The following is an 18,412-nucleotide window of genomic DNA, read 5'->3' as shown; positions in this document are numbered from 1 at the left end:
AGCCTTACAGGTTGCTCGCGCTTGCAAACCGGTATCGAGAATACAATGAAAAAAATACATTCTCTGCGCCGCTTCATCGCCGAACACCGGCGCCATGAAGTCATAGCCCTGCTGTTCGTGATGATGATCATCAACCAGGGCGACCGCGCCACGCTGTCCATCGCCGGCGCCAGCCTGGCAGATGAAATGGGCCTGGGGCATGCCCAGATGGGCTGGCTGTTCTCGGCCTTCGCCTGGGCCTACATGCTCCTGCAACTGCCGGGTGGCCTGGCCATCGACCGCTTCGGCAGCATTCGCGTGCTGGGCCTGGCGATCGTCGCCTGGTCGCTGTTCACCGGGTTGATCGGCACTGTCGCGATGATGCCGGTGGGTCTGGCCTTTGTCGCCGTATTCGCCCTGCGCTTTCTGGTCGGCGCTGCCGAGGCGCCGTGCTTCCCGGCCAACAGCAAGATCGTCTCGATGTGGTTCCCCACGGCTGAACGTGGCACTGCCACGGCGATCTTCAATTCGTCCCAGTACTTCGCTGCGGTGGTGTTCACACCCTTGCTGGCGTGGATTTCGACCCGCTGGGGCTGGCCTTGGGTGTTCTACGTGATGGGCGCGGCGGGCGTCGCCATGGGCCTGGTGTTCATTCGCCGGATCAAGGCGCCAGTCGAGCACCCGACGCTGACGCCGGTGGAACTCGAGGCCATGCGCCTGGGCGGGGCCAGCCTGCGCGAGCGCGCCGCCAGTCGGCCGTCAGGGCAGGGCTGGCGCGACACCTGGACGCGCGCTCGTGGTCTGCTGCGCCAGCGCATGTTCCTCGGCATTTACCTGGCGCAGTTCTGCATCAGCACGCTGACGTTCTTCTTCCTCACCTGGTTCCCGGTGTACCTGGTGCAGCAGCGCGGGCTGTCGTTGCTGGATGCTGGGCTGTTGGCGGCGGTGCCAGCGATTTGCGGCTTTGTCGGCGGGATTACCGGGGGCATGGCCTCGGACTGGATGTTGCGCAAGGGGATGTCGCTGACGTTGGCGCGCAAACTGCCGATCTTCATCGGCATGGCGCTGTCGATGAGCATGATCCTGTGCAACTACGTGGAAACCAACCTGCTAATCGTGCTGTTCATGGCCCTGGCGTTCTTCGGCAAGGGCGTGGGCGCGCTGGGCTGGGCGATCATCGCCGATGTCTCGCCCAAGGACAGCATCGGCATGAATGGTGCGATCTTCAACACCTTCGGCAGCCTGGCCGGCATCGTCACCCCGGTGGTGATCGGCTACATGGTGCAGTCGATGCACTCGTTCAACGGTGCCCTGGTGTATGTCGCGCTGAATGCCGTCGGTGCGTTCGTCAGCTACCTGCTCATCGTCGGCCCGCTGCAACGCCCTGACGACAGCTCGAACCCGCAAGACCGCGACCGGCCCGCGCCATCGCTCAAGCCCGCTACTGCGCGCTGATTCCATTACTAACAAGGACAATAATAATGAACGCATCAGGACGTACTTCCCGCGCTTTGCGCATTGCCGGTTTTGCCCTGGGCCTTGCCTGCACGCCGCTCATACAGGCGCAGGATCTGCCGCCCAGCGGTCAGCCGCTGACTGAGGTCGCCCGCCTGGACTGGCTGTGCAACGCCGTGGCGCTGACTTCCGATGGCCGCCTGTTCGTCGGCCTGCCGCGCTGGCCCGGCTTCGAGAAAACCCCGTCGATCGCCGAGGTGCTGCCCGACGGCAGCCTCAAGCCGTTCCCGGGCGGGCAGTGGAATGCCTGGGCACCGGGCAAGCCGAGCGCTGCGGCGCTGGTGAAGATCAACACCATCCATATCTTCGACGACGACACCCTGTGGGCCATCGACCAGGGCGAGGATGCCGGGCCCAAGGGCATCAACCCCGGGCAGAAGATCCTGCAGTTCGACACCCGCGACGGCAAGCTGCTGCGCAGCATCAGCCTGCCCGCCAGCGTGCTGCCGGCCGGCGCCAACCTCAACGACCTGCGCCTGGACAGCGAGCATGCCTATGTGACCGACTCGGGCCTGGGCGCGATCATCGTAATCAACCTGAAAACCGGTGAAGCCGTGCGGCGCCTGGCCGGGCATCCGTCGACGCAGATGGCGCCCGAGCGGCGGCCGATCGGTGAAAACGGTCAGCCGCTACTGCTGGCTGACGGCAGCGATCACCAGGTGCATTCCGACCCGATCGAGATCAGCCCCGACGGCCAATGGCTGTACTACCAGCCGCTGAGCGGGCCGTTGTGGCGGGTGCCGACCGCAGCGTTGCGCGACACGCGGATCAGCGAGGCGGAGCTGGGCAAGCAGGTCGAGTTCGTGCATGACACCAGCCCGCTGACCGGCACCGCGATGGACAGCGCCGGCAACGTCTACCTGGGCGAGTATGACCGGCCGCGGGTCTCGGTGTACGCGCCGGACGGCACGCTGCGCGTGGTGGCCGAGGACCCGCGGCTGTGGAATCCGGATGCGATGATCATTTCCGATCAGCGCGAGCTGTACATCCCGGTGCCGCAGAGTGCGCGCATGGCCTCCAACCGCGGCCCTGGCGGCCAGGACGCGATCGTGCGGCCATTCATGATCTACAAGGTGCAGCTGCCGGCAGCCCTGGGCGGGCGCGAGAAAGTCCCGGCCGTGGTCGGCAAGCCGCTGGCCACTGTCGCCCGCTGACCCACTTATCCCTTCGAACCCTTTGATGCACTTGCGAGCCCTGAGCGGCTCGCGAGCAGGGCGCCCTTGCGCCCGCATTCAGCCAGCCCTGCGCAATCACGCTCAGGGCACCACCCCAGGAGATGTACCGATGAAAACAACAATGACCATCGCCGCCTTGTCCCTTGCCTTCGCCATGGCGACCTCCGCCCAGGCGGCCAGCCCGGCAGCCACGGTGGTGGCCCAGGAAAACCTGTCCACCGCCGCTGCCCAGCAGCTGGCGCAGCAAGCCACCGAACTGGCCGCCAGCCGCGCCATGAAGATCTGCATCGCGGTCACCGATGCCGACGGCCACCTGCTGGCCTTCACCCGCATGCAGGGTGCCTATGCCGGTTGTGTCGAGGCCTCGATCGCCAAGGCCACTTCGGCCGCGCGCTTTGCCATCAACACCATCACCTTCTACGACCTGGCGCGCAAGGAGAACCTGGCCATCGGCACCATTCCCGGCATCCTGCCGGCGGTGGGCGGGGTGGTGGTCAAGCACGGCGGCAATGTGGTCGGCAGCGTTGGCGTCAGCGGCGCCACCGACCTGACCGAGCAGAAACTCGCCGAAGACGTGGCAGCGACCTTCCACTGATGGCCGTGGCCCTCTGCGCCTGTGCGTGGAGGGCCAACCTGGATCGATTGAAAAGGAATTGCAGATGAACGTTCATTTCCGGCGCCTGCTACTGGCTGGCCTCACCCTGCTTGCCGTGCCATGGGCCCAGGCCAGTGAAGGCACCGCCTTGCGTGGCACCACCCAGCTGTCTCTGGGCGGCGCGGCAGCGCTGCTCGATACCGCCGTGGCCAAGGCCCGCACCGAAGGCACTCACCCGTGCATCGCGGTGACCGACGCCAATGGTTACCTGTTGGCCTTCAAACGTATGGATGGCGCCGCTCCGGGCTGCATCGAGGCGGCGATCAAGAAGGCCAACTCGGCGGCGATCAACGACGTCGACACCGTGGTGTTCTACGACCTGGCGCGGCAGAAAAACCTGCAACTGGGCAGCATCCCCGGGATCCTGCCCGCCGTCGCCGGGGTGGTGATCCGCCAGCAGGGCCAGGCTGTCGGTGCCTTGGGCGTGGCTGGCGGTGCCAGCGATGACCAGGAGCAGCGCATGGCCACCGAGCTTGCGCGTGCCTTCGAGAAGACTCTGCCAGCCACCCCTGAGTGAGGTTCGTGATGAACAGTCCTGTACGGTCCCTTGATGTGGTCGAGGGCGCCTATGCCAACGACTACGGTTTGCTCAAACCGTCGCGCATGCCCAACACGCTCAGCGTGGCGGGGCTGGCGGCGACCCTGGTGGCCGCTCTCTATTGCGGCTGGGGCAACCACTCGTTGCCGGATTTCGCGGCCTGGTCGAGTACGCTGTGGATGTGCGTCGCCTTGTTCAGTGCGGCGTTGATCACCCCCAGAACATTCGCCCCGGGCTTTCTGATGTCGTTGCTGCCGTTCCTGATCGCCTGGCGCGTGGCGGCGATGAACGATGCACTTGTCATGGTCTGGGTCGCGAGCATCGCCGCCGTGCCGTTGCTGCTGCAGTTCGCCGACTGCGTGCTCAGCGACCTGCGCCGTGATCGCAACAAGCCAGGGGCCTGGCTGGGGCTGCTGTTGTGGCAGGCGACGATCGTGCGCATGTACTTCGGCCTGAACGAGCTGTGCCACAGTTCCGAGAAGATCTTCGCCGGGCTGGGCTGGTTCCATCGGTTGGAGACGGGCTTCCAGGGTTTTGGCCTGGGCGAGGTCGCGGCGTACTTCGTGGTGCTGGGTGGGCTGATCGAGTTTGCCAGTGCCGTCAGCGTCGGGCTGGGATTGTTCGCACGGCTGGGGGCATTGGTGAGCCTGGTGTACTTCCTCGTGGCCACGGTCGGTTTCGGCGGGGAGTGGAGCCGAGGGTATGCCTGGGCCTCGGCGGGCGGGGGCGGCTGGGAGTACGTGATGCTGCTCATGGTGGTGTTTGCCGGCGTCATGGTGACCGGGGCCGGCAAGTTCTCGCTCGATGGCTGGCTGTTGCGTCGGGGCTGGATGCCGCGCCAATTGAGGTGGTTGGCGTTCAATGAAACGGGTGCTCGCCACACTGGGTAGGAGAAGTACGCGGAGTAGGCGAAAGCTGCGCTGGCATGGCAGACTCCGCGTCTTTGGTTACTGGATGTTTCTAGGTGGACAAGATTGACCGTCGCCAAGGCATGGCTGATGTCGCCCAACTGGCCGGCGTCAGCCTGAGTACCGTCGATCGTGTGCTGAACGAGCGCGGCAGCGTTTCCGACAGCAAGCGTCGCAAAGTGCTGCAGGCAGCCCAGGCGCTGGGGCTCAAACGCCTGCTGCCGTCTGCGCTGCATGGCTTGCTGCGCTTCGACTTGCTGCTGGTAGACAGCGCCACCGATCATTACCGGCGCCTCGCAGCGGCCTTCGTCAAACAGGCGCAGATGCACCGCTCACGGTTGGTGCTGCAGCGCCATGTCTGGCAGGAGCGTGACCCGCAGCAACTGCTGGACCTCATCAACCAGCCCAGGGTGCCGCGCCAGGGGTTGATCGTGGTTGCCCAAGACACCCCACAGGTGCGTGAAGCCCTCAGTGCGCAGGTCGCTGCCGGCGTGCCGGTGATACTGGTGACCAGCAGCCTGCCCGGGCTGGAAGGGGCGATCTACGCGGGCATCGACAACCATGTCGCCGGCCGCGCTGCCGGCCGGTTGATGAGCCAATGGGTTGCGCCGACCCAGAGCCGTGTCTTGCTGGTAACCAACTCCTTGCTCTATCGCGCCCATCAGCAACGCGTACAGGGCTTTCTCGAGGTCATGGCCGAGCGGGCGCCTCAGGTCGAGGTGCTCGGCCCGGTGGAATGCTTCGACGACAACCAGCTCAATGCCGCGAAGATCAGCGAGTACCTGGCTCAGGACGCTGGGGTGGTTGGGCTGTACACCACTGGGAGCGGCTCCACGGGCGTGCACCAGGCGTTGTCCAGGCATGCCGGGCGGCTGGTCTGGATCAGCCATGAGGCGACTGCACAGCATGCCGACATGCTCCGCGAAGGGCTGTTGTCGCTGGTGCTCGATCAGGACCCTGAAGGCCAGGCCGAAGCTGCCATCCAGCAATTGCTGTATGCCAACGGTGACCTGGACGCACCGCCACAGGTGTGGCCGCAGCTGCGCATGGTGATCGACGAAACCCTCCCGCCTGCCACGTGTTGATGCGATTTTGACGTAAACACGTCAATGCTTCGATGGCGCGGCGTTATGTCGCGCCATAGACTGGCACCCGCCGTGACCGGCAGGTTGCCAGGTTCACTCCCCAGTACACCGCGTTTTTCGTTCACCCGCCCAGATCCCCATCGCCCCCGACGAGCCCGTCCGTGCTCGCCGTGTGCCTTTGCGCGCCCGAAATTCCGCGACCTACCGCACGGCTCCCCGTGATTGTCGATAAGGAGAACTCCATGAAACGTAGGGACGCCTTGCGTTCAATGGGTGCGTTATTCGCCGCCGCAGGCCTGGCCAAGGTCGGCGCAGTGGAACTCAAGTCGGTGCCGCCGGAAACCGGCCTGAACCGCGAAATGCTGCCATCGCCGATAATGAGCGGCGGCCAGGGCAATGTGTTCAAGGGCCAGGCCCGCGCCACCCTGACCGCCGTTTTCGACCGCCTGATTCCCCATGACGAGCTGGGTGCCTCGGCCAGCGAGGCCGGCTGCGTCGACTACCTCGACGCGCAGATGAACGGCCCTTACGGCGAGTCCAAGGACCTGTACCTGGAGCGCCCATTACAGGCCGACGAGTCCGCTCTGATGGGCCTGACCATCAGCCTGCGCACCCGTCGCGACTACACCCTGGCCGGCCTGGCGTTCATCGACCAGCACGCCCGCCAGCTGCACGGCCGCGCCTTCGCTGAGCTCGACGGCGAGCAGATGGACGCGATCCTGCGCCAGCTGGACGAAGGCCGCCTGGACTGGGAAGGCGCCGGCAGCGGCAGCCGCCTGTTCGAATTCCTGCTGCTCAGCGTGCGCGAAGGTTACTTCGCCGACCCGCTCTACGGCGGCAACCGCGGCATGGTCGGCTGGAAGCTGGTGGGCTTCCCCGGCGCTCGCTACGACTACCGCCAGTACATCGACCGTCGCGGGCAGGACCTGGGCCTGACGCCCATCAGCCTGATCCCGGTGAGCTGAGGCCAGAGGAAACCAACATGGCAATTACACGCAAAAAAGCTGACGTAGTCATCGTCGGCCTGGGTTGGGCTGGCTCGCTGATGGCCGAAGAACTGACCCGCGCCGGGCTGGAAGTGGTGGCGATCGACCGCGGCCCGTGGCTCGACACCTCCACCGACACCCCGCCGGCCGTCGACCCGGACGAGCTGCGCTGGACCATCCGCCGCGAGCTGCTGCTGCAGCCGGGCGACTACACCCTGACGTTCCGCAACCACTCCGGCCAGACCGCGGTGCCGACCCGCGAGCTGAAAGCCTTCCAGATGGGCAAGTCGGTGGGCGGCGCGGGCTTCCATTGGGCCGGCATGGCCTGGCGTTTCTCAGAGTGGGACTTCCGTGTGCGCTCGGCCACCCTGGAGCGCTACGGCGCCAGCAAGCTCAAGGGCCTGGAACAGGTACAGGACTGGGGCATCACCTACGCCGACCTCGAGCCGTTCTACGATCGCTTCGAACGCATCGCCGGCATCTCCGGCATTGCCGGCAACCTCAACGGTGAAATCCGCCCCGGTGGCAACCCGTTCGAAGGCCCGCGCAGCCGCGAATTCCCGACGCCTGCGCTGAAAGACTCGCGCCTGATGCAGATGTACCGCGACAGCACCGCGCAGATGGGCCTGCACCCGTTCTACATCCCGGTGGCCCACGTTGGCGCGGCCTACGTCAACCCACTGGGCGTGAGCATGGCGCCGTGCACCTACTGCGGCTACTGCATGTTCCATGGCTGCGGCAACTACTCCAAGTCTTCGCCCCAGGCCTGCGTGATCCCGGCGTTGATGCGGCGCAAGAACTTCACCCTGATCACCCAGGGTTACGTGACCAAGATCCACAAGGCCGAAGACGGCAAGACCGCCACCGGCGTCAGCTACTTCGACGAGCAGGGCCGCGAGGTCATTCAGCCTGCCGATATCGTCGCGCTGTGCTCGTTCACCTACGACAACGCGCGTCTGATGCTGCTCAGCGACATAGGCAAACAGTACGATCCGGTGAGCCAAACCGGCACCATCGGCCGCGCCTACAACTACCAGACTTGCGCAGGCGCCCACGTGTGGTTCGAGGACGAGACCCTCAACCCGTTCATTGGTGCCGGCGGCCTGGGCATCCAGGTGGACGATTACAACGGCGACAACTTCGACCACAGCCAGCTTGACTTCATCGGCGGTGCCGGTTTGCTCACCGTGTCCCGCGAGGGCATGCCGATCGGTCGCGCAGGGCTTCTGCCGCCGGGCAGCCCGCGCTGGGGCAAGGGTTTCAAGCAGACCTACAAGGACAACTACCAGAACTACGGGATCATCTTCGGCCAGGGCACCTCGATGCCGGCCCGCGATGCCTACTTGTCGCTGGACCCCAACTACAAGGACCGCTGGGGCACGCCGCTGCTGCGCATGACCTTCGACTGGAACCAGAACGACCGCAACATGGCCCGTTTCATCGAGCAGCGCGCCTTCGACATCGGCAAGAAGATGGGCGCCAAGCACGTGCACACCTTCAACTCGGCCGCCAAGGCGTGGAGCCCGTACGACGAGAACTCCAACCACACACAAGGCGGCATGGTCATGGGCGAAGACCCGCGTACCAGTGCGGTCAACACCTACTTGCAGAGCTGGGACGCGCACAACGTGTTCGTGGTCGGCGCTTCGGCGTTCCCCACCAACGCCGGCTACAACCCCACCAGCACCGTGGGCGCCCTGGCCATCCGTACGGCGCGGGCGATCCATGAGAAGTACCAGCACAACCCCGGATCCCTTGTGTGAGGCCTGCCATGATCAACAAGAAAACCGCCCTGATCGGCGGCGGCGTGGCGGCCCTGGCCGGCGCCGTGATGCTCGGCCTGGTGATCCAGGCCAACTCCACCGCGCGCTCGCAGGTGGCCGATGACAGCCTGCGCCTGAGCGACTTCAAGTCCACCGACGCGGCACTGATCAAGCAGGGCGAGTACGTGATGCGCGGCGCCGACTGCGCGGCCTGCCACACGGCCAAAAGCGGCGACTTTGCCGGTGGCTACGTGATCGGCACGCCGTTCGGTGACATCCAGTCGTCGAACATCACCCCCGACCGTGAAACCGGCATCGGCAACTACACCCAGCGCGACTTCTTCAATGCCGTGCGCCAAGGGCAGGGCCGCCATGGCCTGTTGTTCCCGGCCATGCCGTACACCGACTACACGCGCATGAGCGACGATGACCTGCGCGCATTGTGGGCGTTCTTAAGCACACTCGAGCCGAAGGCGCACAAGGTCGACGAACTGGCCGGCATGAACTTCCCGTTCAACCAGCGCTTGTTGATGGCGGGCTGGAACTGGATGTTCTTCGACAACAAGTCATATGCCCCAGACCCGGCGCAAAGCCCCGAGTGGAACCGTGGCCGCTACTTGGTCGATGGCGCCGGCCACTGCGCCGCCTGCCACAGCCCACGCAATGCCCTGGGCGGGCCTATCGCAGCCCAGGCGCTGCAAGGTGGCCTCGTCGGCACCTGGTTCGCGCCGAACATCACCAACGACCCGCACCAGGGCCTGGGCGACAGCAGTGTCGAGCAGATCGTCGACTACCTGAAGACCGGCAGCGATGGCGTTGCCGTGGCCAGCGGGCCGATGGCCGAAGCAATCGAAAACTCCACTCAGCACCTGACCGACCAAGACCTGCGCGCCATTGCGGTGTACCTCAAGTCGTTGCCTGGCAACCCGCAGCTAGCACCGGCCGCGCTGGCCGGTAGCGATGCCCGTATGCAGCGTGGCGGCCAGGGTTACGAGGTGCACTGTTCCGCCTGCCACGGCACGGCGGGCGAGGGCGTGAGCCACATGATCACCGGCTTTGCCGGCAACAAGGCGATCCTTGCGGACAACACCGACACGTTGACCAGCGTGGTGCTGGGCGGAGCGCGGGCGGTGCATACCCATACCTACGTCACCGGGGCGGGGATGCCAGCGTTCGACTGGAAGCTCAGCGACGCCGAGATTGCCGACATTCTCACCTTTGCGCGCAACAGCTGGGGCAACAGTGCGCCGGCAGTGACGGCGGAGGAGGTGGCGAAGATGCGCAAGCAGCTCGACTTGCCGCAGCAGATGCGCGCAAGCGTTCAGTAGTCAACCTGTCCCGGCCTCTTCGCGGGGCAAGCCCGCTCCTACAAGGTATGCACAATCCCTGTAGGAGCGGGCTTGCCCCGCGAAAGGGCCGGAACAGGCAGCACACCAATAACAAAGAGAACATCATGTTTGCATTCAAATACCGCGCCCTGTTGGTCGCCATGGCCTGCGCTCAAACGGCCCACGCAGCCGATCCTTTCGCCAGCGATTCCCCTTGGGCCCTGGGCGACTGGAACGGCACCCGCAGCACCTTGGCCCAACAAGGCATCGACTTTGAATTCGCCTACGTCGGCGAAATCGGCGCCAACCTCGGCGGTGGCTACAACAACGACCGCAGCGCCAGCTACAGCGACCAGTACTCGCTCGGCGCCCGCTTCGACCTGCAGAAGCTGCTCGGCTGGCACGACGCCCGCTTTCAACTGACCGTGGCTGACCGCAATGGCGACAACATCTCCAACGACCGCGTCGGTGACCCGCGTGTCGGTACCCTGAGCTCGTCCCAGGAAGTCTGGGGGCGCGGCTCGCACTGGCGCATGACCCAGCTGTACTACCAGCAGGCGTTCTTCGACCGGCGCCTGGACATCAAGGCCGGCCGCTTCGGCGAAGGCGAGGACTTCAACAGCTTCGACTGCAACTTCCAGAACCTGACCTTCTGCGGCTCGCAGGTCGGCAACTGGGGTGGCATCTGGTACAACTGGCCGATCACCCAATGGGCGCTGCGGGTCAAGTACCAGCTTACCCCCGAGCTGTTCGCGCAAATCGGTGCATACGAACAGAACCCGTCCAACACCCAGAACGACAACGGCTTCAAGCTCAGTGGCAGCGGCACCGAAGGCGCGGTCCTGCCGGTCGAGCTGGTATGGCAGCCGCGTATCGGCGGCCTGCCGGGTGAGTACCGCGCCGGCTATTACTACAGCACTTCCGATGCCAAGGATGTACTCAAGGACAGCAACGGTCAGCCGGCCGTGCTCAGCGGCGCGGCTTATCGCAGTGCTTCAAGCAAGCACGGGCTGTGGCTGGGAGCAATGCAGCAGGTCACTCGCCAGGCAAGCGATGCGTCACGCGGATTGAGCCTGTTCGCCATGGCCACGGTGCATGACAAGAAGACCAGCAAGGTCGACCACTATGTGTCGGTCGGCGCGGTGTACAAGGGGTTGTTCGTGGCACGGCCGAAAGATGATATTGGGTTGGCAGTGTCTGAAGTGCATGTGAACCCTGCGTACCGGAAGCATGCGGCGCTGACCAATTTAGCCAATGCTATCGAGGATTACGATGACCCGGCTTATCTGCCGGTACAGCAGACCGAGTACAACGCCGAGCTCAACTACGGTATTCACCTGGCTGACTGGCTGACGGTGCGGCCGAACCTGCAATTCGTCCGGCACCCCGGCGGGGTGAAGCAGGTGGACGATGCCTGGGTCGGTGGGTTGAAGGTACAGGCGACATTCTGATAGCCATCACCTGTGCAACAACTGCTGGGCCCCGGCCGTGGCCTGGGCGCGCAGGCTGGCCAGATCCACGCCAATCAACTGGCCTGCGCGCTTGACGATGCGTCCGTCGGCGATGACGGTGTCGACATCGGCAGGGCTTGCCGACTGGACGATGCATGCCAATGGGTCGTTCACCGGAAACATCCCCAGCCTGCGGCTGTCGACAAGCGCGAGGTCGGCGCGCTTGCCAACGGTGATCGACCCCGTTTGCTGGCCGATGCCCATGGCATCTGCTGCCCCTTGGGTGGCCCAGTGCAGTGCGTCGCGAGCCGTCATCAACTGCTCTTCTCCCGAGGTACCGATGGCCAAGTTCAGGCAGGTCTGCATGAGCATGAACGGGTTGGCATTGCCCCCCAGCACCAGGGTGTCGATGCCCAGTGTGACTGGTAGTTTGGCTCGTTGCAGCGCGGCCACCGGCGGCAAGCCGTAACCCACGCGCATTTCCGTCAGCGGCGTAATGCACACCGAGGCGCCGGACTGGGCAATGCTCGCCATGTCTTGCTGGTCGGCATGGGTGGCATGCACCAGTTGCACTGCTGGGCTGAGCAAGCCGCGATTGGCCAGTTGCTGGATGGCCTTTTTCTCCTGCATCTGTCGGGTTACTGCGATGTGCGTAGAGACTTGCAGCGACTGCGTCTTGGCGAAAGCGAACTCCTGCTCCCAGATAGCCGCATCGGTGCGTTCGGGGCCGCGAATGGCCAGGCCGAGGTCGATGCGCGCGTAGTCGGTACCCTGCAACTGCGTTTGCACCCGCTGGATATCCTTGAAGTCCATGGGTGCAGTGGCCGCCAGATCCTGGGCATACCCATACCAGAGCCGTGCGCGCAGGCCGCTGGCGACCAGTGCGTGCAGTTCGGCCTGGGCGTATTCCGGACTGCGCAGGTTGTGCGACCAACTGTTGACCGTGGTTATGCCGGCATGCACCGCCTCGGCCAGCCCTAGGCGCACGCTGAGTTCGTTCAGCGCAGGCGTGAAGCGTTTGCTTGTGGCTTGCTGCGAGGTGAAGAAGGGTGGACCGCCCGGCACCGGTGCACTGTTGCGAAGCAGGCTGTTCCACAAGTGCCAATGGCTGTCGATGAGGCCGGGGATCAGGATCATCCCTCTGGCGTCGAGCACCTGTGCGCCGTTGATTGGCAACTGTTGGCCGATCGCGCGGATGGTGCCCTGGTCAATAAACACATCGGCTCGCGCCATATCCCCCAGTACAGAGTCCATCGTGACCACGGTGGCGTCACGTATCAGCAGGGGTTTTGCCTGTCCGGCTGGTGGTGAAGAAGCAAGGCTTGGAAATGCCAGGCTGGCGCCTGCACAGGCACCTAGCTGCAGCAGTGTTCGGCGGTCGATGACCATCGCGTATCCTCCAGGACAGTAGCTGTTTCCTTTAAGTAAGCAAGGAAAGTACTACAGCGAGGTCAGGAGGGGCCTTAGAGTTGTTTCTTTATCTGAAGGCGAGGCAAGATTTTGGTAGGCAGCCAAATAACATTAGGACAAGGCTCTAGGGCGGCATTCAAGGTTCGAAAAAATCATAAATGTACCCCCCAAAATACCCGCGATACCCCCAGCAGGATGCGCGATCGAGAATGGCGATTTCTGACAGCTGGCGAGGTGGTGCATCCTGGACTTCAGTGTAGCGCCATGGCCGTGCTGCGCCCATGGCACTCACTCCGGCAGAATGGGGGCACTCAGCCCTCAACCTCCGGAACCGCCTCCACCGGACCCACCCGCGCCGGAGCCGCTCGAACCGCCGGTGCCACTCCCTGAATTCGTCCCGGTACCCTTGCCGCTTCCGGCCCCGGTCCCTGAGCCGTTGGTGGTGCCATCACCGCCGGTGTTATCAGTGCCATTGCTACCGGTGCCGCCAGAGCCGGTACCCATGCCATCTCCAGGCGTGCCTGAGCCTGTGGGTCCGCCATTGCCGTTCATGTGGCCGTTGTCTTGCATTTGCGTGCCTGGAGCGCGTTGGTCGTTCATGTCAGTGGCCGCCAGCACAAGCGGCGCACTCGCGCCAAGACACAGTGCCAACAATAACGAGTGGGGTTTGATGATCTTCATGGTGTATCTCCGTTGGGATATTCACCATTTCTTTGTCCTGCCCGCGTGGCGACCTGTGCGATGGCGCTGACGGGTGGAACGAACGGCCTCGACGCCACACTTTGCGGCGCACATAAGCACGACCCATTCATCCCGGCTCCATCACGGTATTTTTCTTCCAGCCCCGCAGGTTCATGACGCACAGGCAGACCTGCAGGATGATCAGCGCCCAGGCCTGTGCCTGCCATCCCCACACCCCCCACAGCACATTGCTGGCGATGAAGCAGCAGAAGCCCAGCTTGCGTCTGCCCGGGCGCCTTGAACCAATGCACCAGGCGGCCAATACGGTCAGGACCATGGCGGGCCATTCGAGAAAGTCGATCCAGCCATTCATCAAACGATACCCAAACTGATTGCGTTTCGATGTGGGACTGGCGAGCGCGCACGCAGGTTCACAACGCTTGGCCAACACCCACGGTGGCCAGATTTATGGAACCTCATGGCCGTACGACCTGCCCACTCTGGTAACTGACATGATCAATCATCGTCACCTCAAGGAGGGGTTTTATGCCCAATGCAGCAGGTAAGATCCGCTATGGCGTAGTGGCCGGCGGCTCGATTTCCCAGGGCGCGTTCATGCCCGGTGTCGGCCAGACCGACAACTCGGTCATGACCGCGCTGGTCACCGGCGACCCGCAGAAGGCAATGGCACTGGCCGATCGGTACGGGCTCAAGGCCTATGCTTATGAAGATTATGCGACGTTGCTCGGCTCGGGCGAGGTGGATGCGGTGTACGTTGCCACGCCGAACTTTCGCCACCGCGAGTTCGTGATCCCGGCGCTGGAGGCGGGCATCCATGTGCTGTTGGAAAAACCCATGGCCACCAACGAAGCCGACTGCCTGGCCATGATCGAGGCTTCCCGGCGCACAGGCGCCAGGCTGATGATCGCCTACCGCCTCCACTCCGAACCCGGCACCCTGGACATGATCGGGCGGGTGCATGCCGGCAATTTCGGTGAGCCGCAGCTATTCACCTCGACCTTCACCCAGCGGGTCAAGCCCGGCAACCACCGGGCGCAGAATGGCTTCGGCGCTGGTCCTGTGGCAGACATGGGGCCGTACCCACTGAACATGGTTCGCCAGCTGTTCAATGCCGAGCCCATCGAGGTGGCGGCAGTGGGCGTGCACTCGCCGGGCAGCAGCATTGATACCTGGGACACGGTGACTGTCAGCCTGCGCTTCCCCGATGAGCGCCTGGCACAGTTCACTGTCAGCTACACCCTGCCGGATACCGAGCGCTTCCAGTTGCTGGGGAGCAAGGGCGAGATCGAAGCCTCTCCCTGCTTCGGTTACGGGGAAGGAGTGACGATCAGTTACCGGGCGACCATTGACGGCGAAACCCGCGTCCACGTGAACCCGGTCGTCGATCAGTTCGCCGGAGAAACGGCTTACTTTTCCGATTGCATACTGCGCAACGAGGCGCCGGAGCCTGATGGCGAGGAGGGTTGGCGTGATGTACGGGTGATAGTGGCGATTCAACGCGCGTTGGAAATCGGCCAACCACAGCGCCTGGAACCACTGGCGGCAAGGCCTTTCGCCCGGCGCCGCGAGCAGCGGAGGGCGTTCCCGCTCGCGCCGGTGCCGCCGATGATCAACACCGAGTAGCCCACCCAGTAAATGCGGGCCAGCGCGCCCGGTTGGGCGCGTTGGCGGTAAGGCAATCAGGCGGCGCGCTGTTCGCCCTTGAGCAGTTTCTTTTGAGCTTCCATGGCCTGGCCCATGTCTTCAAGTTGCTGCTTGCCCAGCAGCTTCCGAGCGGTGGGGAACAGCTCGCTTTCTTCTTCCTCGATATGGTGCTCCAGCAACTCTTTCATCACCTTGACCCTACCGGCGAACTCAACGGTGCCGGTCTCGGTGTGCAGCAGGTCGGGAATGACCAGCGAGTCGACCGTGCGGTGTTCCTCCTTGGCCTCGTAATACATTTTCGCTTCTTCCTTGCCGCCGGCCTGCTTGATCGCAGGGTACAGGATCTCTTCCTCCAGAGCCGTATGGATGCTCACCTCCTGCTTGATACGTTCGAGCAGTTCGGCGCGTTTCTTCACGGCGCGCTCGGTGGTCGAGGACAGCTCCTCGAGCAGTTTCTTCACCAAGTGATGGTCCTGGATCAGCAGTTCGATTGCGTTCATGGGACACCTCTTCAGGGCTGGGAAAAATCACGGTTGCTCTGGGTGGAGTGGGCTATAAGCGCAAGGGTTCAATGCAGACGATGTACGTTGCGCAGCGGCTGAAGGCTGTCCTGCCGTTAACCTGTTGCGAGTGAACCTTGCCACGCACTCGGCCTCGACAGTCAAGCCGGGCGAGGGCAGGCAGCATGAACGCGACTACCCAGCAGATCACCCAGGAGCAGCGTCGTCTGGCTGCTGTGAACCGTTGGTTTGCGCTGTATGACGATGTCGAGCGCAGGCGCGATTGCCCGAGTACCCACCACGAAGACTTGCTTCGCCAGGTCGACGAGATGGACCGCTTGGGGCTCATTGACTGGCGCGAATGGCGAGACCTGCGACGGCTCGCCGACCGCGGCTTTCTCAAGGCCATAGCCGGCGCGGACTACCATCATGTTCGAGGTCAGGGGATATTGATGCTCTAATCGGCGGTATCACTGGCCCTCAGGCGCGTGGCCGGGCCTCGTGGCATCAAGCGCGGCACCGGGCCGACCTCACCGGAACACAGTAAAGGGTAGGAGAGCAGCATGACGAAAGAAGTCCAACAGAAGAAGCCAGGTTCACAATCGAAGTCTGATGGCGAAGAGGAGCGCGATAACGATGCTCATCGTCCGGATGGTTCGTCCGGTACATCTCATGACTCTACGGCGCAGAAAACAGCACGTGAGCACGGGCAGCGAAAACCCTGATTTCCGTTTCTAGAACCTGGACTGAGGCTCGCCTTTTGGGCGAGCCTCTTTTTCGTCAAAGGATCGGTTTTCCGCCGGTGACAGCGTAGCGTGAACCGCTGATGTAACTGGCCTCATCAGAGCCAAGCAGCACATAGATCGGGGCGACCTCCACTGGCTGCCCTGGACGTCCCATGGGATAACTGGAGCCAAAGTTCTTGACGGCCTCGTCGGGCATGGTAGCCGGGATCAAAGGCGTCCAGATGGGGCCAGGCGCAACGCTGTTGACCCGTATTCCCTTCTTCCCTAGTAGCTGAGCCAAACCCGCCGTGAAGTTGGCAATGGCACCCTTGGTCGTTGCATAGGCCAGTAAGCTTGGCGATGGATCATCGGAATTGACCGAGCTCGTGTTGATGATCGAGCTGCCCTTTGGCATGGAAGGCAGGGCTGCCTTGCAGATCCTGAAGATGGCCGTGATGTTGGTGTCAAAGGTTTTCACCCATTCATCATCGTCAATTTCTTCCAGGGTCTCATGGGCCATCTGGAAGGCTGCGTTGTTGACCAGGATATCGATGCGCCCGAACTGTTCGACGGTCTTTTCCACGATGTCGTGGCAGTGCTCTTTCTGCGCCAGGTCGCCAGGCAGCAGGAGGCATTGTCGGCCTGCAGCTTCGACCCAGCGCGCAGTTTCCTGCGCGTCTTCATGCTCATTGAGGTAGGCGATGGCGACGTCAGCACCCTCGCGGGCATAGGCGATGGCGACCGCCCGCCCAATGCCACTGTCAGCACCGGTGATCAGTGCAATCTTGCCTTCCAGGCGATTGTGGCCGGTATACGACTGCTCACCACAGTCTGGGTAAGGCTCCATCTTGCGTTGTGAACCGGGAACGCTTTGCGGCTGGGGCGGAAAGGGCGGAGTAGGGAAATCGCGCATGGTAGAAGCTCCTGCAGTTGAGAACGTTCTTACCGTTTCGAAGCATCGGATGCCTGTGCGTTGGATTGAATATGCACCCGGCACGACGAGCGGTGCCCTACTCGAATGCGAATTGAATTTCAGGTTGCATCGTTTGTTCTACTGAGCTGACCTCCTCGCGCTCTTCTCGCCGGGAGCCGTATTGCAGGAGGAACAAGTGCCTCGAATCATTCAAGGATGGGGAGAGATGTTCACGCTGATCGTGCCAGCGTTCCTCGCCTTGCTGGGTGTGCTGAGCTCGCTCAATGCTTGGCCTGGGATCCGGGCGGCGTACAACATCATCGATCACTGGCAGCTAAAGCAAAGCAACTTGCTACAGATGGGGTTGGCTTACGACGAATCGCCGCTGTTCTGCGAAGCGGAGACTTCCCGAGCAGGGCATCGAAAGTCGCTGCTGTTTTCGCTACGCACACCGTGGATTTTTCTGGTGTTCTGGTTGCTGTTGGGGATCTATTCCGTGTACATCCAATTGGCCTGATAGGGCCTCACTCGGCAAAAGTATGGCCCCCTGGAAAAGGGGGCCGTTGTGCAGAGCTAAGGGTCAGCCAGCCAGCGCCTTGATCAGTTGCTCATTGAAGGCGGGAATATCGTCCGGTTTGCGGCTGGTGATCAGGTTGCCATCCACCACGACTTCTTCATCAACCCAGTTACCGCCCGCGTTGCGAATATCGTCCTGCAGCGTCTTGTAGCTGGTCATCCGTTTGCCCTGGGCCAGGCCGGTGGACACCAGCAGCCAGCCACCGTGGCAGATGACCGCCAATGGCTTGCTTGCCGAGTTATGGCTTTTCACCAGCTTCTGAGCGCCGGGTATCAGTCGGATGGTGTCAGAATTCTGCACGCCGCCCGGCAGCACAATGGCGTCATAGAGATCCAGGTGGGCACTGTCGAACGTCGCATCCACGGCAAATTCGTCGGCGGGCTTGTCGTGGTTCCAGCCGCGTACCGTCCCTTCCTTGTCACTCAGGATGTCGACCACGGCGCCATTTTTTTCCAAGGCTTCACGCGGGCCAGTCAGTTCGATCTGTTCAAAGCCATCGGTGACCAGGAAGGCCACACGCTTGCCGCTCAATTGCGCATTCATCGTTGAATCTCCGTT

The 18,412-nt window shown here is 63.2% G+C and carries 19 protein-coding genes and 1 pseudogene; 14 read left to right on the top strand and 6 right to left on the bottom strand.

All coding sequences use genetic code 11. The features are described 5' to 3' along the window. Positions 1-45: 45 nt before the first annotated feature. The 10 genes from IAE39_RS01930 (at position 46) to IAE39_RS01885 (ending at position 11,383) form a co-directional block, all read left to right on the top strand. A complete protein-coding gene (locus IAE39_RS01930) occupies positions 46-1,434 on the top strand; it encodes an MFS transporter (protein WP_201198900.1) in 1,389 nt (462 codons plus the stop codon). Positions 1,435-1,460: 26 nt separating this feature from the next. Continuing rightward, positions 1,461-2,648: an L-dopachrome tautomerase-related protein gene (locus IAE39_RS01925; RefSeq protein ID WP_201198898.1), complete on the top strand. Its 1,188-nt coding sequence runs from the start codon at positions 1,461-1,463 to the stop codon at positions 2,646-2,648. Between the two features lie 130 nt (positions 2,649-2,778). Then, a complete protein-coding gene (locus IAE39_RS01920) occupies positions 2,779-3,264 on the top strand; it encodes a heme-binding protein (protein WP_236548359.1) in 486 nt (161 codons plus the stop codon). A 64-nt stretch (positions 3,265-3,328) separates the two neighbouring features. Beyond that, positions 3,329-3,841 carry a GlcG/HbpS family heme-binding protein gene (locus IAE39_RS01915; RefSeq protein ID WP_201198896.1) on the top strand — a complete coding sequence of 171 codons (513 nt, stop codon included), beginning with the start codon at positions 3,329-3,331 and terminating at the stop codon, positions 3,839-3,841. 8 nt (positions 3,842-3,849) lie between these two features. Continuing rightward, complete coding sequence (locus IAE39_RS01910) at positions 3,850-4,752, top strand: DoxX family protein (RefSeq protein ID WP_201198894.1); 903 nt, start codon at positions 3,850-3,852, stop codon at positions 4,750-4,752. 74 nt (positions 4,753-4,826) lie between these two features. After that, positions 4,827-5,855, top strand: coding sequence for a LacI family DNA-binding transcriptional regulator (locus IAE39_RS01905; RefSeq protein ID WP_201198892.1), 1,029 nt, complete (start codon positions 4,827-4,829; stop codon positions 5,853-5,855). A gap of 242 nt (positions 5,856-6,097) precedes the next feature. Then, positions 6,098-6,820 carry a gluconate 2-dehydrogenase subunit 3 family protein gene (locus tag IAE39_RS01900; RefSeq protein WP_201198891.1) on the top strand — a complete coding sequence of 241 codons (723 nt, stop codon included), beginning with the start codon at positions 6,098-6,100 and terminating at the stop codon, positions 6,818-6,820. Positions 6,821-6,837: 17 nt separating this feature from the next. Beyond that, the gene (locus tag IAE39_RS01895) at positions 6,838-8,604 is read left to right on the top strand and encodes a GMC family oxidoreductase (protein ID WP_201198890.1); all 1,767 of its coding nucleotides are present in this window, start codon (positions 6,838-6,840) and stop codon (positions 8,602-8,604) included. 8 nt (positions 8,605-8,612) lie between these two features. After that, entirely contained in the window at positions 8,613-9,932 is a 1,320-nt protein-coding gene (locus tag IAE39_RS01890; RefSeq protein ID WP_201198889.1) for a cytochrome c, read from the top strand. A 125-nt stretch (positions 9,933-10,057) separates the two neighbouring features. Next, a complete protein-coding gene (locus tag IAE39_RS01885; protein ID WP_201198888.1) occupies positions 10,058-11,383 on the top strand; it encodes a carbohydrate porin in 1,326 nt (441 codons plus the stop codon). Positions 11,384-11,389: 6 nt separating this feature from the next. Here the strand turns inward: IAE39_RS01885 and IAE39_RS01880 are convergent, their stop codons facing one another. The 3 genes from IAE39_RS01880 to IAE39_RS01870 form a co-directional block, all read right to left on the bottom strand. Next, entirely contained in the window at positions 11,390-12,772 is a 1,383-nt protein-coding gene (locus tag IAE39_RS01880; RefSeq protein ID WP_201198884.1) for an amidohydrolase family protein, read from the bottom strand. Positions 12,773-13,111: 339 nt separating this feature from the next. Beyond that, positions 13,112-13,474 carry a hypothetical protein gene (locus tag IAE39_RS01875; RefSeq protein WP_201198877.1) on the bottom strand — a complete coding sequence of 121 codons (363 nt, stop codon included), beginning with the start codon at positions 13,472-13,474 and terminating at the stop codon, positions 13,112-13,114. A 127-nt stretch (positions 13,475-13,601) separates the two neighbouring features. After that, entirely contained in the window at positions 13,602-13,847 is a 246-nt protein-coding gene (locus tag IAE39_RS01870; protein WP_201198875.1) for a hypothetical protein, read from the bottom strand. A gap of 173 nt (positions 13,848-14,020) precedes the next feature. On the opposite strand from IAE39_RS01870, the gene IAE39_RS01865 reads away from it, so the two are divergent. Then, positions 14,021-15,118, top strand: coding sequence for a Gfo/Idh/MocA family protein (locus IAE39_RS01865; protein ID WP_201198873.1), 1,098 nt, complete (start codon positions 14,021-14,023; stop codon positions 15,116-15,118). A gap of 56 nt (positions 15,119-15,174) precedes the next feature. Here the strand turns inward: IAE39_RS01865 and IAE39_RS01860 are convergent, their stop codons facing one another. After that, on the bottom strand, positions 15,175-15,639 hold the full coding sequence (locus tag IAE39_RS01860; protein ID WP_201198871.1) for a hemerythrin domain-containing protein: 465 nt from the start codon (positions 15,637-15,639) through the stop codon (positions 15,175-15,177). Between the two features lie 185 nt (positions 15,640-15,824). Between IAE39_RS01860 and IAE39_RS01855 the strand changes: the two genes are divergently transcribed. Together IAE39_RS01855 and IAE39_RS01850 are read left to right on the top strand one after the other, a co-directional pair. Continuing rightward, entirely contained in the window at positions 15,825-16,100 is a 276-nt protein-coding gene (locus IAE39_RS01855) for a hypothetical protein (protein WP_201198870.1), read from the top strand. Positions 16,101-16,202: 102 nt separating this feature from the next. After that, positions 16,203-16,364, top strand: coding sequence for a hypothetical protein (locus IAE39_RS01850; RefSeq protein WP_201198869.1), 162 nt, complete (start codon positions 16,203-16,205; stop codon positions 16,362-16,364). 55 nt (positions 16,365-16,419) lie between these two features. Here the strand turns inward: IAE39_RS01850 and IAE39_RS01845 are convergent, their stop codons facing one another. Further along, positions 16,420-17,277, bottom strand: coding sequence for an SDR family oxidoreductase (locus IAE39_RS01845; protein ID WP_201198868.1), 858 nt, complete (start codon positions 17,275-17,277; stop codon positions 16,420-16,422). Between the two features lie 211 nt (positions 17,278-17,488). Between IAE39_RS01845 and IAE39_RS01840 the strand changes: the two are divergent. After that, a pseudogene (locus IAE39_RS01840) lies at positions 17,489-17,794 on the top strand (hypothetical protein); the annotation flags it as partial. 63 nt (positions 17,795-17,857) lie between these two features. Here the strand turns inward: IAE39_RS01840 and IAE39_RS01835 are convergent. Then, the gene (locus tag IAE39_RS01835) at positions 17,858-18,397 is read right to left on the bottom strand and encodes a type 1 glutamine amidotransferase domain-containing protein (protein ID WP_201198867.1); all 540 of its coding nucleotides are present in this window, start codon (positions 18,395-18,397) and stop codon (positions 17,858-17,860) included. Positions 18,398-18,412 lie beyond the last annotated feature (15 nt).

It is taken from the genome of Pseudomonas sp. S37 (assembly GCF_016658545.1).
Lineage (GTDB): Bacteria > Pseudomonadota > Gammaproteobacteria > Pseudomonadales > Pseudomonadaceae > Aquipseudomonas.
This window is presented reverse-complemented; position numbering and strand designations above follow the sequence as displayed.

Excerpts from the sequence above, each read along its gene's own strand:
- IAE39_RS01930 (WP_201198900.1), top strand. The coding sequence starts at position 46 with ATGAAAAAAATACATTCTCTGCGCCGCTTCATCGCCGAACACCGGCGC.
- IAE39_RS01925 (WP_201198898.1), top strand. The coding sequence starts at position 1,461 with ATGAACGCATCAGGACGTACTTCCCGCGCTTTGCGCATTGCCGGTTTT.
- IAE39_RS01920 (WP_236548359.1), top strand. The coding sequence starts at position 2,779 with ATGAAAACAACAATGACCATCGCCGCCTTGTCCCTTGCCTTCGCCATG.
- IAE39_RS01915 (WP_201198896.1), top strand. The coding sequence starts at position 3,329 with ATGAACGTTCATTTCCGGCGCCTGCTACTGGCTGGCCTCACCCTGCTT.
- IAE39_RS01910 (WP_201198894.1), top strand. The coding sequence starts at position 3,850 with ATGAACAGTCCTGTACGGTCCCTTGATGTGGTCGAGGGCGCCTATGCC.
- IAE39_RS01900 (WP_201198891.1), top strand. The coding sequence starts at position 6,098 with ATGAAACGTAGGGACGCCTTGCGTTCAATGGGTGCGTTATTCGCCGCC.
- IAE39_RS01895 (WP_201198890.1), top strand. The coding sequence starts at position 6,838 with ATGGCAATTACACGCAAAAAAGCTGACGTAGTCATCGTCGGCCTGGGT.
- IAE39_RS01890 (WP_201198889.1), top strand. The coding sequence starts at position 8,613 with ATGATCAACAAGAAAACCGCCCTGATCGGCGGCGGCGTGGCGGCCCTG.
- IAE39_RS01885 (WP_201198888.1), top strand. The coding sequence starts at position 10,058 with ATGTTTGCATTCAAATACCGCGCCCTGTTGGTCGCCATGGCCTGCGCT.
- IAE39_RS01880 (WP_201198884.1), bottom strand. The coding sequence starts at position 12,772 with ATGGTCATCGACCGCCGAACACTGCTGCAGCTAGGTGCCTGTGCAGGC.
- IAE39_RS01875 (WP_201198877.1), bottom strand. The coding sequence starts at position 13,474 with ATGAAGATCATCAAACCCCACTCGTTATTGTTGGCACTGTGTCTTGGC.
- IAE39_RS01870 (WP_201198875.1), bottom strand. The coding sequence starts at position 13,847 with ATGAATGGCTGGATCGACTTTCTCGAATGGCCCGCCATGGTCCTGACC.
- IAE39_RS01865 (WP_201198873.1), top strand. The coding sequence starts at position 14,021 with ATGCCCAATGCAGCAGGTAAGATCCGCTATGGCGTAGTGGCCGGCGGC.
- IAE39_RS01860 (WP_201198871.1), bottom strand. The coding sequence starts at position 15,639 with ATGAACGCAATCGAACTGCTGATCCAGGACCATCACTTGGTGAAGAAA.
- IAE39_RS01855 (WP_201198870.1), top strand. The coding sequence starts at position 15,825 with ATGAACGCGACTACCCAGCAGATCACCCAGGAGCAGCGTCGTCTGGCT.
- IAE39_RS01850 (WP_201198869.1), top strand. The coding sequence starts at position 16,203 with ATGACGAAAGAAGTCCAACAGAAGAAGCCAGGTTCACAATCGAAGTCT.
- IAE39_RS01845 (WP_201198868.1), bottom strand. The coding sequence starts at position 17,277 with ATGCGCGATTTCCCTACTCCGCCCTTTCCGCCCCAGCCGCAAAGCGTT.
- IAE39_RS01835 (WP_201198867.1), bottom strand. The coding sequence starts at position 18,397 with ATGAATGCGCAATTGAGCGGCAAGCGTGTGGCCTTCCTGGTCACCGAT.